This is a genomic window from Marivita hallyeonensis, assembly GCF_900129875.1.
Classification (GTDB): Bacteria; Pseudomonadota; Alphaproteobacteria; order Rhodobacterales; family Rhodobacteraceae; genus Marivita; species Marivita hallyeonensis.
Map to the genome: position 1 here is coordinate 25,103 of NZ_FQXC01000002.1, position 15,089 is coordinate 40,191.

Sequence of the window (15,089 nt, forward strand, 5' to 3'; positions counted from 1 at the left end):
CGCCTTTGTTCTCATTTTTCGATTGGCGAAATCGGAGGCGTCTACTATGTGTTAACGCATCCGATCCGGGGGACATGATGGCCGAGCTGAAGAACATCGAAGTACGCGGCGCGCGTGAGCACAATCTCAAGAACATCGACGTGGATATTCCACGCGATCAGCTTGTGGTGATCACCGGTCTCAGCGGCTCGGGCAAGTCGTCTCTGGCCTTCGACACGATTTATGCCGAGGGTCAACGCCGTTATGTGGAGTCGCTTTCCGCCTACGCGCGGCAGTTCCTCGACATGATGGAAAAGCCGGATGTGGATCACATCTCGGGCCTGAGCCCGGCCATTTCAATCGAACAGAAGACGACCTCGAAAAACCCGCGCTCGACCGTGGGCACGGTTACCGAAATCTACGACTACATGCGCTTGCTGTTCGCACGCGTCGGCACGCCCTACAGCCCCGCCACCGGCATGCCTATCGAAGCGCAGCAAGTGCAGGACATGGTTGACCGTGTCATGGCGATGGAGGAGGGCACGCGCGCCTATCTTCTTGCCCCCATCGTGCGCGACCGGAAGGGCGAGTACCGCAAGGAATTCCTTGAACTGCGCAAGCAGGGCTTCCAGCGCGTCAAGGTTGACGGTCAGTTTTACGAGTTGGACGAACCACCGACGCTCGACAAGAAGTTCCGGCATGACATCGACGTGGTGGTCGATCGTCTGGTGGTGAAGGAAGGGCTTGAGACGCGGTTGGCCGATAGTTTCCGCACCGCGCTCGATCTCGCGGATGGCATTGCGATCCTTGAAACCGTGCCGTCCTCCTCCGGCGACGATGGCGCTCAGGAGCCTCAGCGCTTCACGTTTTCAGAAAACTTCGCCTGTCCGGTCAGCGGTTTCACCATCCCCGAGATCGAACCGCGCCTGTTTTCGTTCAACGCGCCGTTCGGGGCTTGCCCGGATTGCGATGGTTTGGGTGTCGAGCTGTTCTTCGACGAACGTCTGGTCGTCCCGGATGCCACACTCAAGATCGCAGACGGTGCATTGGCCCCGTGGCGTAAGGGCAAGTCACCCTATTTCCTGCAGACCATCGAAGCGCTCGCCAAGCATTACGAGTTCAACAAGAATGACCGCTGGAAGGACCTCGCACCGCATATCCAGCAGGTCTTCCTCTACGGCTCCGGCGACGAAGAGATCCTGTTCCGCTACGATGAAGGCGGTCGCGTCTATCAGGTCACGCGCAGCTTCGAAGGCGTGATCCCGAACATGGAACGCCGCTATCGCGAGACCGACAGCAACTGGATCCGGGAAGAGTTCGAGCGGTACCAGAACAATCGCTCCTGTGGTACCTGCGGCGGCTATCGCCTGCGGGAAGAGGCTCTGGCGGTCAAGATCGGCCCGTCGAATGACCCGGACAGTCTTCTGCATATCGGCCAGGTGGTGCAGATGTCGATCAAGGAGGCGTTCGCCTGGTGTCAAATCGTGCCGGAACACCTGACCGATCAGAAGAACGAGATTGCGCGTGCGATCCTCAAGGAAATCCGCGAACGGCTCGGGTTCCTCAACAATGTGGGTCTTGAATACCTGACGCTCAGCCGCAATGCCGGGACGCTTTCGGGCGGCGAGAGCCAGCGGATCCGGCTTGCCAGCCAGATCGGGTCGGGTCTGACCGGCGTGCTTTACGTGCTGGACGAACCCTCGATCGGTCTGCACCAGCGCGACAATGACCGTCTGCTCGGCACGCTGAAATCGCTGCGCGATCAAGGCAATACGGTGATCGTTGTGGAACATGACGAGGAGGCCATCCGCGAAGCCGACTATGTCTTCGATATCGGCCCGGGCGCCGGTGTGCATGGTGGGCAGGTCGTCGCCAAGGGCACGCCCAAGCAGGTCGCCGACGATCCGGCGTCGCTGACCGGCCAGTACCTCAGCGGCGCGCGGGAGATTGCGGTGCCACCGGAACGGCGGAAGGGCAAGAAGGGCAAGTCGATCAAGGTGGTCAAGGCCACTGGCAACAACCTTCAAAACGTCACTGCCGAATTCCCGCTTGGCAAATTCGTCTGCGTCACGGGTGTGTCGGGCGGCGGCAAGTCCACGCTGACGATCGAGACGTTGTTCAAGACCGCCTCCATGCGCCTCAACGGTGCGCGGCAGACACCGGCGCCGTGCGAAACGATCAAGGGGCTGGAGCACCTCGACAAGGTCATCGATATCGATCAACGCCCGATTGGCCGGACGCCACGGTCGAACCCGGCGACCTACACCGGGGCCTTCACTCCGATCCGCGACTGGTTCGCGGGCCTGCCCGAGGCCAAGGCGCGCGGTTACAAACCGGGGCGGTTCAGCTTCAACGTCAAGGGCGGTCGCTGCGAGGCGTGTCAGGGCGACGGTGTCATCAAGATCGAGATGCACTTCCTCCCAGATGTCTATGTCACCTGCGAAACCTGCAAAGGCGCGCGGTACAACCGCGAGACACTTGAAATCAAGTTCAAGGGCAAGAGCATAGCCGACGTTCTTGATATGACGGTTGAGGATGCGCAGGAGTTCTTCAAGGCGGTGCCCAGCATCCGCGAGAAGATGGATGCATTGGTACGAGTCGGGCTTGGCTACATCAAGGTTGGCCAGCAAGCGACGACTCTGTCAGGCGGAGAAGCGCAGCGCGTGAAGCTGTCGAAAGAGCTCGCAAAACGGTCGACCGGGCGGACGCTTTACATCTTGGACGAGCCCACAACTGGCTTACATTTCGAGGATGTGCGTAAACTTCTTGAAGTGCTGCATGAACTTGTGGAGCAGGGAAATTCGGTCATCGTGATCGAACACAATCTCGACGTGATCAAGACGGCCGACTGGCTGATCGACATTGGCCCTGAGGGCGGCGATGGCGGTGGGGAAATCGTGGCCACGGGTACGCCCGAGCAAGTGGCCGAGGTCGCGACCTCGCATACCGGTCGCTACCTCAAACCGATGCTGGGAACAAAGAAACCGATGGCCGCGGAATGACGATCACGCCGCGCGTGCCAGCAGGGTGCGCGCTTCGTGACTCTTCAGGATGGGGCGCACGGACGGCCACGCCCGATTGGTCACATCGGCCAGCTCCGGAAACAGCGCGACGATCTCGGCCTGCGCCTCTGCGTCAAAGCTTTTGGACATCATCGGCCCCGGCAGGTAGCTCTCGGATGCCAATCCGCTGCTTCGTACAATTTGATGACGGTCGAACAATAGATGCACGTAGGTCACCGGTGTTCCGGTCGGCACGCGTTGCACGGTGGTTCCGTTCACCAAATCCTTCGCCTTGATCAGCACCTCGGGTTCGCCGAACAGCAGATCCGCCCAGTAATCGCTGATCAACACGCGGTGCTGGGGTGACAGCCAGATATCGGCGCTTGCGCCGAATGTGCCCGCGGAAATCCGGATGGGCGCGAAATCACCCTGTGCCGCTGTCTCGCGCGCACCGGCCCATTGCACCGGCTGCGGCCCATCATCCAGCGTCATGACCAGATCACCGGCCTTGATGGTCTCGACAGGGACCGGGCCTTTGGGTGTGTCGATCAGCGTGCCGGCAACGAAGCAGGGCATCTGCGTGACCTGAACGATCGCGGTATCCTCGTTTCCGAGGCCATTGGACACCGTGTAGTTGAAATAGACGGTCTCCACGTCCGCGTCGGTATCAACCGTCAGAGTTCCGTCTGCGTTCAGCGTGACAACCTGCCCGGAGGTGAGCGTGACCGAGTCTCCCGGATTGACGGAAATGCCATTGATCTTGGTGATCGTCAGCGTCCCGCCAGTCGTGCTGTCATTGTCCAGAACGGCGAGGGTTTTGGTGCTGTTCAAACCCGCGTTCACCTGATCGTCTTGTGCCACGATCGTGGACTGCACCGAGCCACCCGCAATCAGAAGGTTTGTGTCGTAGTTCGGGTCGGATACGTCCGCGACGCCGATTTTGATGGTGTTGGCGACACCGGGATTGACCGGCGCCACAAAGGTCAGTGTGACGGTGAAGCCGTCCATTTCGGTGTTGAACTGGTCGCCGGTGTTGTCGTTGTACAGGTTCGGCGCAGAAGAACTGTTGATGTTGCCAACCGACGCATCGCCGTTCCCGATGGATACGGTGGCTTCCACGCCATTCACCCAAACACCTACGGTATCAAGGAATTCCGAATTCACGAATTCCGGGTACTCGTCAGAGGCGATGACAAAGTCGACGGTGATCTGATCCCCATCGGGAACGAACACGGCTTCGAGGATCGCCGCATCGAACGTGCGGCGTCCGGCAAGGGCATCAAAGTCGGCATCACCGTTAATACCACTGGAGTTGCTCCCGGTGCTGGCGCTGATGTTCGTGTTCGTGGTGCCGGAATCGTTGGTGAAGTCTGCGACAAACCCAGTGGACAGAATAACGCCCGTATCTGCCGGAACAACGCCCGGTGATACCACAAGACCGTTGGAATAGGTTCCCGACGACAGCGGGTCCCCGGAATAGGTGGCACTGACGACGGTAACGCCGCTGCCGAAGATTTCGTTCGCCATGTCAAGCGCAGTGGCGGCGGTGTTGATTGGAAGCTCTGTTGCGATGGGCATGGGATACTGTCCCGACGAGTGAACCAAAGGTGACTTGCCTTTGTTTCACTCGCCAAGACGGCATCAGTGCGCAGGAATTAAGGTTAATTGGGACTTAATCTTGACGATTGTTTACGGGTTGGCCCGAATTAAGGCAGGTCAGCCGGACGTCTTGATCCCAAAAACCGAGTATGCGGGACAGGATCCCAGCACTCCGGTTACAAGCGGGACGATGCCGATCAGAAACGCCCAGTTCCATGAGCCGCCAACGCCCATAAAGAACGCGATGATCAGGGCCGCTCCGACGACGATGCGCAGAATGCGGTCCCAAGTCCGCATATTTTTTGCAAACATATCAGCCTCCCAAGGTTTCCATGCCGTCACTCTACGTCACATGCACCACCTGGAATATGATATGAATCAAACCTGCGCCGCCATATCACCCACGCTTGCGGGCTTCGAACCTGGGCAACATGGCTGAAAAATCGCGCCCCTTACCGTCTTCATCTTCAACGAAGGTCCGGTAGAGCTCGGTCGCCGCCTGACCGAGCGGCGTGTCCGCATCCGAGGCTTCGGCGGCCTGCTGACTGAGCCGCAAATCCTTGAGCATCAATTCCGCTGCGAAACCGGGGGTATAGTCATTGTCGGCCGGACTTTGCGGTCCGATCCCCGGGGCTGGGCAGTAGGCGTTCATCGACCAGCTGTAGCCCGAGGACGTGCTTACCACGTCGAACATCGCCTGCCGGTCGAGCCCCAGCTTGTCTGCCAGGGCAAACGCCTCGCAGGTGGCGATCATTGTGACGCCAAGGATCATGTTGTTGCAGATTTTCGCCGCCTGACCGTTTCCGGACGCGCCACAATGCACCGCCTTCTGGCCCATGATGTCGAACAGGGGCAGGGCGGTCTTGTACGCCGCCTCGGATCCTCCGACCATGAAGGTGAGCGTTCCGGCAGCCGCGCCGCCAATCCCGCCGGACACCGGCGCATCGAGGGGCAGAAGACCGGCAGCCTCGGCATCTGCCGCCACGGCGCGCGCGCTTTCGACGTCGACGGTCGAGCAATCAAGGAGCACGGCCCCGGATTTCATAGCCGGGATCACCTCGGCGGCGACGGCGCGAAGGATATCGCCATTTGGCAGCATTGTGACGACGATGTCGGCATCGGTCGCCGCCTCGGACGCGCTGCGGGCCGACCAGACGCCATCGACTGCAACCGTGGCCATGTCATAGCCGATGACTTCATGTCCGGCGCGTGCCAGGTTCTTCGCCATTGGTGCGCCCATGTTCCCCAAACCGATAAACCCGATCTTCATCGCTCGCTCCTGTCGTTCGAAATCCAACTTTTCCCCAGTCACCGGACGCAGCATCGCCGCCATGTCGACCGCGGGCACCGACTCCAGATCATGCCGCCATTTTGGTGATCTGTCTTTGTCGATGATGGCGGCGCGGATACCTTCGATGAAATCGCCATGTTCCATCGACCGCGAAGTGAAGCGATACTCCAGCTCCAGCGCCTTGCGAATGTTCGGTGTGCCTTCACGCAACCGGTGTATGATCTCAAGCGCGCAAGCCATCGATAGGGGCGCATTGCGGCGCAGCTTGTCCAGCGCCGACTGCGCGAACTCACCGCCATCGGCCCGCAGCGCGTTCACGACATCGCCCAGCTGCGCACCACCGAAGAGTGCATCGATCTGCGCCTGCTGCGCGGCGAGAGGGGCGTCGGGTGGTGTTTGTGCGCGGGTCTTTAGGTGCGTCACGTCGCCGGAGGCGCTTAGGGCGGTTTTCACGCCTTCCCACTCAGCCTCGGGCAAGTAGAGATCGGCAAAGCCCACGTGGATTGCATCGCCCGCGCCCATCCGTTCGGCTGTCAGGCCCAGATATTCGCCCAGACGCCCCGGCGCGCGGGCCAGCAGGTAGGACCCGCCCACATCGGGAACCAGACCGATCCCGCATTCCGGCATGGCGATCTTGCTCGTGTCGCCAACAACGCGATGCGATCCATGGCAGCCGACCCCGACGCCGCCGCCCATCGTGAAGCCCTGCAGGAAGCTGACCACGGGTTTGGGGTATTCCGCCACCAATGCGTTCATGCGGTATTCATCGCGCCAGAAGCGTTGACCGTAGGCGAAGTCCCCTGCGGTCCCGGTGGCGTACATCTCTGCGATGTCGCCGCCCGCGCAGAACGCCTTTTCGCCTTCCGCGTCGATCAGCACCAGCTTGACACCCGCGTCGTCACGCCAGCGCCACAACGCGTCTTCGATGGCGAGGCACATCTCGTAGGTCAGCGCATTCAGGGCTTTCGGCCGGTTCAGCGTGATGCGACCGGCGTGGCCGTCTTGGCGAATGTGGATGTCTGTCATGGTCCGTCGCTTGTTGATGGCGGAGCAGGGGGCGCTGCCCCCTCGGCCTTCGGCCGCACCCCCGGGATATTTGGAAACCAGAGAAGCCCGGACGCGGGCTATTTGGCAAGCATCTGGCGCGCCACGATGAGGCGCATGATCTCGTTCGTGCCTTCGAGGATCTGGTGCACACGCAGATCGCGGACCAGCTTTTCGATGCCGTAATCGGCGAGGTAGCCGTAGCCGCCATGCAGCTGCAGGCACTGGTCGACCACCTTGCTGCCGGCTTCGGTCACGAATTTCTTGGCCATCGCGCAAAATTTCGTGGCATCCGGTGCGTTTGTGTCGAGCTTCCACGCAGCCTGACGCAGGAAGGTTCGGGCCGCCTGCAATTCGATTTCCATATCGGCCAGGCGGAACTGCAAGGCCTGGAACTGATCGATGGATTTCCCGAACGCCTTGCGCTCGCTCATATAGGCAAGCGTTGCGTCCAGTCCGGTCTGCGCCGCACCGAGCGAGCAGGCGGCGATGTTCAGACGTCCGCCATCGAGACCCGCCATGGCATATTTGAAGCCATGGCCTTCCTCACCCAGAAGGTTCGCGGCGGGGATTTTGCAGTCGTCGAACTGCACCTGTCGCGTGGGTTGCGACCGCCAGCCCATCTTGTCTTCCAACCCGCCAAAGCTCAGCCCCGGCGTGCCATCCTCGACAAGAACAGCGGATACGCCTTTCGGTCCGTCCTCACCGGTGCGCACCATCGCGACGTAAAGGTCCGAATAGCCGCCACCCGAGATGAACGCCTTGGTTCCGTTGAGCGTATAGCCTTCATTGGTGCGATCCGCGCGGGTCTTCAGCGCGGCTGCGTCCGACCCGCTGCCCGGCTCGGTCAGGCAATAGCTGAGCACGGTTTCCATCGTCATGGCCTTGGGTAGCACCCGGGATTTCATCTCGTCGCTGGCGAAGCTGTCGATCATCTTGGCGCACATGTTGTGGATCGACAGAAACGCCGCGACCGAGGGGCAAGCCATTGACAGGGCCTCGAACACCAGCGTCGCGTCGAGGCGGCTCAGGCCCGACCCTCCGCTGTCCTCAGAGACATAGAGCCCCGCAAGGCCCAAGGCCCCCAGTTCCGGCCAGAGCTCTTTCGGGATGGTGCCCTGCGCTTCCCACTCGCGGGCATGCGGCGCGATGTTCTCTTGCCCGAAGGCGTAGGCCATGTCGAAAATCGCGGATTGTTCTTCGGTCAGGGCGAAATCCATCGCACAGCTCCCCCTCTGGTCTGCGAATTGAACGCCCGTTTAATTTCCAACTGTTTCAGGAGTTTTGCAAGACCCGCGCTAGAGCCCGTCATGGAAAGCATCGACAAGATGCGCCACCACATCCCGCATCTGGGTGTCCTGGTCCTTGCCCGCCGACTTGGACGCCTCAACGACATCGCGTTGCCGGGTCGTGCCATTGCCCGATGTGACCATGGCGCGGCTGTTCTCCAATTCGCTGAGACAGCGCAGGATGCCAGCGTCCTCCTCGATCAGGTCGATGAGTTCGTCGATCAGTTCCGGCATCGGCACGATCGCGCCACGGCCGAAATCGATCAACCCGTCGCTCACACCGTAGCGCTGCGCGCGCCAGCGATTTTCGGCGATAAGGAAAGGATCATAGCGCCGCCACCGCTGGTTCTTGGTGCGCAGACGCCACAGCATCCGCATGATGCACTGGTTCAGGGCCGCAAGGCTCAGCGTGTCTTCCAGCCGGGGTTGCACATCCATGATACGGGTTTCCAGCGTTGGAAAATTGGCAGAGGGGCGCAGATCCCACCAGATCTTCGTGCCATCCTCGATCACGCCGAGGTCGATCAGCACCTGTACGGAGCGTTCGTATTCCGACCAGCTGTCGAAGGACGGTGGCAAGCCCGTGCGAGGCAGGTTGTCGAAGACGGAGATGCGATAGGAGGCAAGACCCGTATCCTCGCCTTGCCAGAACGGAGAGGAGGTGGACAAGGCCAGCAGATGCGGCAGGAAATACGCCATCTGGCCCATGAGATCGGCGCGCAACGCGTCGTCATTCAGTCCAATATGAACATGCATGCCGCAGATCAGCATGCGCCGCACGACCCCGCCCAGGGCGGAATTGAGGTTATTGTACCTTTCCTTGTCAGTGTGGTGCTGCGCCTTCCAGTCGCCGAACGGATGGCAGGAGGCGGCAATCGGCGCGAGGTTGTATGTCTTGGCACAACGCGCCACCGTGCTGCGCAGTCGTTTGAGATCGTCCCGCGCCTCGTTGATGTCGGCGCACACCTTGGTGCCGATCTCGATCTGGCATTGCAAGAACTCGGGGCTGACCTGATCCTCCAGCTCCGCTGCACAGGCATTCATCAGCTCTTCCGGGGCCTCGGCCAACTCGAAACTGTCGAGGTCGACCAGCAGGTATTCCTCTTCGATCCCGATGCTGAATTCCGGTTCTGCCATGCCGTGCCTCCTGTCGCAAGTCGCGTCAGTTTAGACATTGTGTGTCTGTTGTCATCAACCCGCGTCAGGCGCGTTTGCGTTCTTCAGCGGTGAGCATGGCCGAGATGTTCGAAAACGCCAGACCAAGTGACGACAACGCCGCGGCCTCGGTTTCCTGAACGATCGCGATGACCCCTTGGCTTGCCGACCAGCCGTTCTTCGCCAGCGCCGCCGCCTTCAGCGAGACGGGCGTATTGGCGAAATAGACCATCATGGTCTCCAATCCGTTATGAGCAAGGTCCTCCGCCTTTGCGGCCTGAAGCTGCATCACCTTTGCGAAATCCCGCTCCATATCCGTGATGCGGCTCAGATCGATCAAATGGCGCTGGCCCGGTCGGGCGTCGGGGTGTTGTGCGTAAGCGCCGAAGGCCCGCAGACTGTCTTCGACCAGCATCAGCCCGCTGTACTGGACATAGACAAGGTTGTGGGAGGGCAGGATTTGAAACGTGGCGGGCATATGGGAACCGGGCGATTGTGGGTCAATACCCCGGTTCTTTCGCAAAACATAAGGAAGATCAATCCCTTGTCGCGCAAACCTGATTGTGAGGCGCACCACGTGAGATCGCGTCAGGTGACGGTGATTGAGCCCGGAAAGCTGGGATGGGTCGCGCAGATATCGGCGAAAGAGGCTGCGGACGCGAACTGTGGCTGCGCGCTTTCATCGCGTCCCAGACGCCCCGGATCGAACGCGCCGTTGCTTGCCGTTGCCGCATGCGGTGCGGCGTCGGCATTCGTGAAAACGAGCGTGTCGCCCGGAGAATTCGTGAGCGAGGAAGGCGAAAACGCAAAGCCCTGTAGGGTGACGGTATGGGTGGCTGCCTTGGCCCGCGTGGCCAGTGCTGCGGGTGCAACAGCCATCGACCCAAGTCAGTGGCGGCGTGAAATCTGATGTGACGCGGGAATTTTGCGCCCTGAAATTGACGTGTACCTCAGAGCGTGACCCGAACTGCTTGCCGTGGCGCAAGTCGTGACGCTGTTGAGATGCGGAAGCGGGGGATCGCCCGCTTCCGCGTTGAAAACCCGTGCGGTCAGTCCATCGCCTTGAAGTTAAACTCTCCGCCTTCCTTGATGCCGGACGGCCAGCGTGACGTCACGGTCTTGGTGCGCGTGTAGAATTTGAAAGCGTCCGGACCGTGCTGGTTCAGGTCACCGAAGACCGATTTCTTCCATCCGCCGAAAGTATGGTAGGCCAGCGGTACCGGTATGGGGACGTTCACACCCACCATGCCGATATTGATCCGGTTGGCGAAATCACGGGCCGCGTCGCCGTCACGGGTAAAGATCGCGGTGCCATTTCCGTACTCGTGGTCCATCGCGAGCTTGATGGCTTCTTCATAAGATCCGGCGCGCACAGTCGACAGGACGGGACCGAAGATTTCCTTCTTGTAGATGTCCATATCGGGTGTGACCCGGTCGAAGAGGTGGGGACCGACAAAGAAGCCGTCCTCATAGCCCTGCAAGCTGAAGTCGCGACCATCCACGACAAGCTCGGCGCCCTGATCGATACCGGACTGGATAAGGCCAAGGATGTTCTGCTTCGCAGCGGATGTCACGACCGGACCGTAGTCCACATCATCACCGGCAGTGTAGGGGCCAACTTTGAGCTTTTCGATCCGGGGCACCAGTTTCTCGATCAAACGGTCCGCTGTCTCGTCCCCCACGGGCACCGCGACCGAGATCGCCATGCAACGCTCGCCAGCCGCGCCGTAACCTGCACCGACCAGCGCGTCCGCCGCCTGATCCATGTCCGCGTCGGGCATGACGATCATGTGGTTTTTCGCGCCACCGAAGCATTGCACGCGTTTGCCGTTGGAGCAGCCGCGCCCGTAGATGTATTCGGCAATCGGCGTGGAGCCGACGAAACCAATCGACTGGACCACCGGGTGGTCGAGCAGGGCGTCCACCGCCTCCTTATCGCCGTTCACGACCTGCAAAATGCCCTTGGGCAGACCCGCTTCCTCCATCAGCGCCGCCAGCATCAGTGGCACGGACGGGTCGCGTTCGGACGGCTTCAGGATAAAGGCATTGCCGCACACGACGGCCGGCGCGAACATCCACATCGGGATCATGGCCGGGAAGTTGAACGGCGTGATGCCGGCCGTGACGCCCAAGGGCTGTTTCATCGAATACATGTCGATGCCGGGGCCGGCGCTGTCAGTGTATTCTCCCTTCAGCATCTGCGGTGCGCCGATGCAGTATTCCACCACTTCCAGACCACGCTGGACATCGCCCTTCGCGTCCGGGATCGTCTTGCCATGCTCGCGGCTCAGCGCTTCGGCCAGCTTGTCCATGTCCCGGTTGAGGAGGCGGACGAACTCCATCATCACGCGCGCGCGGCGCTGCGGGTTGGTCGCGGCCCAGGCCGGTTGTGCCGCCGCCGCGATGTCGACCGCCTTGGCCACTTCGTCGGCGCTGGCCAGCGGACATTTTGCCTGAACTTCACCCGTTGCCGGATTGTAGACATCGGCGAACCGCCCAGACGTCCCCTTAACCAGCGCGCCATCCAGATAATGCGACAGCTCTTCCATGAGAATCCTCCTCCACAAGTCGCGCGCAGCTTAGTCACCGCGCGCTTAGGCTCAAGGGGGTGTGAGAGTGCGCAGACTTCTTAGCCAGCAATACCAAACGAGACGGAGCACGGTTTGTGCCGAGTTATGGCAACTCCGAGCCTGAAGTGGACGTCACCTGCACTGACTAATTTCTCGCGCGACTGACGATCAGCCCAAAAGTCACCAGTGTGGCAGAGACAAAGCGCCACACACCGAATCCTTCCTTAAGTATGAATGTCGAAATGAGCGCCGCGAAGAGGACACTTGTTTCTCGCAAGCCGGAAACCATGGCCATTGGTGCGACGGCCAAGGCATACACAATGATCCAATACGCCCCGATTTGCATCGCGCCAGCGGCGAAGCCGATCAATGCGCTGTCTCTGATGACGCCAGTGATTTCGCGGCGTTTCCAGATCAGCGCGATCAGAAACGTCAGGATGCCATCCCCAATCGTAAGCCACACCGCAAAGCCCAAAATGGAACCCGCCTGCCGCGCGCCCAACCCGTCGACGACCGTGTAGGCAGCAATACAAACCCCAGTCGCAAGCGCAAAAAAGACTGCTTTGGGTTTGATTGAACTGGCTTTTCCGCCATCAAACGTGAGCGCCATGACCCCCACCGCAAGGCAACCAATGCCAACGAGTGCAAACCCACTGACACTTTCACCTGCAAAAACAAACGCGCCCACTGTCACGAGGATCGGTGCGGCGCCTCGAGCGATGGGATACACCTGCCCAAGGTCACCGTGGTCGTAGGCTACAGGAAGAAAGAAATGATATCCGGTGTGAATGAGGATACTCAACGCCAGTAGCGGCCAGCTTGCCGGTGCCGGGCTCTCCACAAAAGGCAGGGCAAACAGAGAGAGAACTGCGCCAGCCAACGTGACAACCGCCATGACGGCGATACGGTCACCGCTGATCTTGATCAGTGCATTCCAGCCTGCGTGCAACGCGGCCGCGATCAGTACCAGCAGTGTGATCTCAAGGCTCATGTTCAAGAAGACTAACTGTTGATCAGATATTTGCTACGATTCATCGAGTTCGACGAACGGCAGCAAAGCCAACCGTTGTCGTTTTCCCGATGCGACTGGTTCAATCCGATGCGGTGGATAGCGCGCAGCGTTTCCGCCGGGCGCACCTGTCCGACCTTGAAACACTTGACAGATCACGGTCCGGTGAGGACGCTGGTGTTTAAGATCACGTCATCGGAGGACGATCATGCAAGTGCACCACATCCTGAAGAGCAAAGCCAACGACGCGGTTGTGACGGTGGCGTCCGGGACGAGCATCTCTGAAGCGGCCAAGGTGCTTGCGGAAAAGCGGATCGGGACGGTGGTGATCTCCAACGACGGGGTCGAAGCGCTTGGCATTCTTTCCGAGCGCGACATCGTCCGCGAGCTGGCTGCGCGCGGGGCAGGGTGCCTGTCCGAAACGGTCGACACCTACATGACATCCAAACTCGTGACCTGCCAACGCAACAATGACGCCGATGATGTTCTTGCCAAGATGACCGAGGGCCGTTTCCGACACATGCCGGTGGTCGAGGATGGCAAGATGATCGGCCTCATCACACTGGGTGACGTGGTCAAGGCCCGGCTGAACGAACTGGCGATGGAGAAGAATGCGCTCGAAGGGATGATCATGGGCCACTAGGCCCGAAGCCCATCGACTTGATTCTCCTCAGTCTTTGATGCCAGACAGGCACACAGCGACGTCACGCCGGAGACTGCCCATGCGCATTGGTCTTTACCCAGGGACCTTCGACCCGATCACCATGGGCCATATCGACATCATTCGCCGTGCGGCGGCGCTCGTGGATCGCCTTGTCATCGGCGTGGCGATCAATCGCGACAAAGGTCCGTTGTTCAATCTGGAAGAGCGTGTGGCGATGATCGAGGCCGAATGCGTCTCTCTTGCGGAACAGACCGGGATCGAGATCGTGGTGCATCCGTTTGAAAACCTGCTTATCGACTGTGCCCATGACGTGAAGGCGACCCTGATAATTCGCGGGCTTCGTGCCGTTGCGGATTTCGAATACGAATTTCAGATGGTGGGCATGAATCGGGCCATGGATGACAGCGTCGAGACGGTCTTCCTCATGGCCGAAGCGCGTCACCAGGCGATTGCGTCGAAACTGGTCAAGGAAATCGCGCGACTTGGCGGCGACGTCAGCAAGTTTGTCACGGCCCCGGTGCGGGACGCATTGACCCAACGGTTCCAGAACACCAAATGACAAAAGCCGCGCGAGATCGCGCGGCTGTGCCATGGGTCCGAGTGTGATCGGCGCTCACCGGCCGTAAACGGCGTGATACGCGATTTTCTCCGCGTCACCTGGGTAGATATCCAGGTCAAGTGCCACATCCAGCGGCATGTTGCGGATTTCGCGCACGGTGCGATTGTAAGCGGCCCGCTTTTCGATACGGTCACGCACGGAAGACATAAAATGGGCCATTGTCAGTCCTTTCCTTGCTCTATGGTCCTGAACCGACAGCACTGTTTGCGCTACCAGCTATGCCCAAGAGATAGGGATGCCGCGCCGCAGCACAACTGCAGAAAACGTCAAGCCACCATGCATGGGATGCATAGCGACCCGACGTCAAGTTGTGTCCGTCAATCCAGATGCTTGGTGCGATCCAGCAGGTCTTCCAGTTCGGCGCGCAAGGCGATCAGACGTGCTTCGTCAGCCTGTGACACACTCGCCTCTGCAGTACGGAAGGCATCGATGACATGCTCTTCCCCGCGACGGACCTGGTCCATGACGTCTTCGTCGATCTCGTCGAAAAACGCGCGCATGGAGACCACGGCCTTGTTGATCGTGCCCATGAACGACCCGTCCTCCTCCACATTGCCGTGGAGCATGTCCTTGATCGTGTCGGCATGGCGCTGATGCATGTCGCGAAAAGACAGGGCCACATCGCGGAAGTCCGGTTCGGCCTTATCCACCATGACGTCAAAGCCAGCCTTGGCGTCAACGATGCGGGTATACAGTTCTTGCAGGTGATCGTTCGGAGTGCGGGCATCCTCATCGGCCAGATCGGGCTCGCGGCCTGCGGTGATGGGGGGATTGACGGAATGGGTCATGATGGTCCTCCTTGTGAAGGCTCAACGCCATGACGCGAACACTGTTCCCGGACCACGTATCGGTCAGCAAAAAAGCGCCC

General features: G+C 60.2%; 14 protein-coding genes and 1 pseudogene. 3 read left to right on the plus strand and 12 right to left on the minus strand.

All coding sequences use genetic code 11. The features are described 5' to 3' along the window. The first annotated feature begins 77 nt into the window (after nt 1-77). Complete coding sequence (gene uvrA, locus BUA42_RS05750) at nt 78-2,981, plus strand: excinuclease ABC subunit UvrA (RefSeq protein WP_072777428.1); 2,904 nt, start codon at nt 78-80, stop codon at nt 2,979-2,981. A 3-nt stretch (nt 2,982-2,984) separates the two neighbouring features. On the opposite strand, the gene BUA42_RS05755 is transcribed toward uvrA, so the two are convergent. From BUA42_RS05755 to BUA42_RS05795, 10 genes and pseudogenes are all read right to left on the minus strand, one after another. After that, nucleotides 2,985-4,559, minus strand: coding sequence for a Hint domain-containing protein (locus tag BUA42_RS05755; RefSeq protein WP_072776786.1), 1,575 nt, complete (start codon nt 4,557-4,559; stop codon nt 2,985-2,987). A 138-nt stretch (nt 4,560-4,697) separates the two neighbouring features. Then, nucleotides 4,698-4,877 carry a YgaP family membrane protein gene (locus BUA42_RS05760; RefSeq protein WP_342715945.1) on the minus strand — a complete coding sequence of 60 codons (180 nt, stop codon included), beginning with the start codon at nt 4,875-4,877 and terminating at the stop codon, nt 4,698-4,700. Between the two features lie 100 nt (nt 4,878-4,977). Next, nucleotides 4,978-5,850, minus strand: coding sequence for a 3-hydroxyisobutyrate dehydrogenase (gene mmsB / locus BUA42_RS21480; RefSeq protein WP_342716002.1), 873 nt, complete (start codon nt 5,848-5,850; stop codon nt 4,978-4,980). A gap of 84 nt (nt 5,851-5,934) precedes the next feature. After that, a pseudogene (locus BUA42_RS21485) lies at nt 5,935-6,897 on the minus strand (enoyl-CoA hydratase/isomerase family protein); the annotation flags it as partial. A 98-nt stretch (nt 6,898-6,995) separates the two neighbouring features. Then, entirely contained in the window at nt 6,996-8,135 is a 1,140-nt protein-coding gene (locus BUA42_RS05770; RefSeq protein ID WP_072776789.1) for an acyl-CoA dehydrogenase family protein, read from the minus strand. Between the two features lie 78 nt (nt 8,136-8,213). Further along, nucleotides 8,214-9,341 carry a carboxylate-amine ligase gene (locus BUA42_RS05775; RefSeq protein ID WP_072776790.1) on the minus strand — a complete coding sequence of 376 codons (1,128 nt, stop codon included), beginning with the start codon at nt 9,339-9,341 and terminating at the stop codon, nt 8,214-8,216. Nucleotides 9,342-9,405: 64 nt separating this feature from the next. Further along, nucleotides 9,406-9,837, minus strand: a complete 432-nt coding sequence (locus BUA42_RS05780) for a hypothetical protein (protein WP_072776791.1) — start codon at nt 9,835-9,837, stop codon at nt 9,406-9,408. Between the two features lie 110 nt (nt 9,838-9,947). Continuing rightward, a complete protein-coding gene (locus BUA42_RS05785) occupies nt 9,948-10,238 on the minus strand; it encodes a cupredoxin domain-containing protein (RefSeq protein WP_072776792.1) in 291 nt (96 codons plus the stop codon). A 170-nt stretch (nt 10,239-10,408) separates the two neighbouring features. Further along, complete coding sequence (locus BUA42_RS05790; RefSeq protein ID WP_072776793.1) at nt 10,409-11,908, minus strand: CoA-acylating methylmalonate-semialdehyde dehydrogenase; 1,500 nt, start codon at nt 11,906-11,908, stop codon at nt 10,409-10,411. 166 nt (nt 11,909-12,074) lie between these two features. Continuing rightward, nucleotides 12,075-12,920, minus strand: coding sequence for an EamA family transporter (locus BUA42_RS05795; RefSeq protein ID WP_072776794.1), 846 nt, complete (start codon nt 12,918-12,920; stop codon nt 12,075-12,077). A gap of 226 nt (nt 12,921-13,146) precedes the next feature. Between BUA42_RS05795 and BUA42_RS05800 the strand changes: the two genes are divergently transcribed. Both BUA42_RS05800 and coaD read left to right on the plus strand, forming a co-directional pair. Further along, entirely contained in the window at nt 13,147-13,581 is a 435-nt protein-coding gene (locus BUA42_RS05800; protein ID WP_072776795.1) for a CBS domain-containing protein, read from the plus strand. Nucleotides 13,582-13,660: 79 nt separating this feature from the next. Then, entirely contained in the window at nt 13,661-14,161 is a 501-nt protein-coding gene (gene coaD, locus BUA42_RS05805) for a pantetheine-phosphate adenylyltransferase (protein ID WP_072776796.1), read from the plus strand. Between the two features lie 54 nt (nt 14,162-14,215). Here the strand turns inward: coaD and BUA42_RS21115 are convergent, their stop codons facing one another. Both BUA42_RS21115 and BUA42_RS05810 read right to left on the minus strand, forming a co-directional pair. Beyond that, a complete protein-coding gene (locus tag BUA42_RS21115; RefSeq protein ID WP_218588628.1) occupies nt 14,216-14,359 on the minus strand; it encodes a hypothetical protein in 144 nt (47 codons plus the stop codon). A 179-nt stretch (nt 14,360-14,538) separates the two neighbouring features. Beyond that, nucleotides 14,539-15,009, minus strand: a complete 471-nt coding sequence (locus BUA42_RS05810; RefSeq protein WP_084066137.1) for a DUF2383 domain-containing protein — start codon at nt 15,007-15,009, stop codon at nt 14,539-14,541. Between the last annotated feature and the right edge of the window lie 80 nt (nt 15,010-15,089).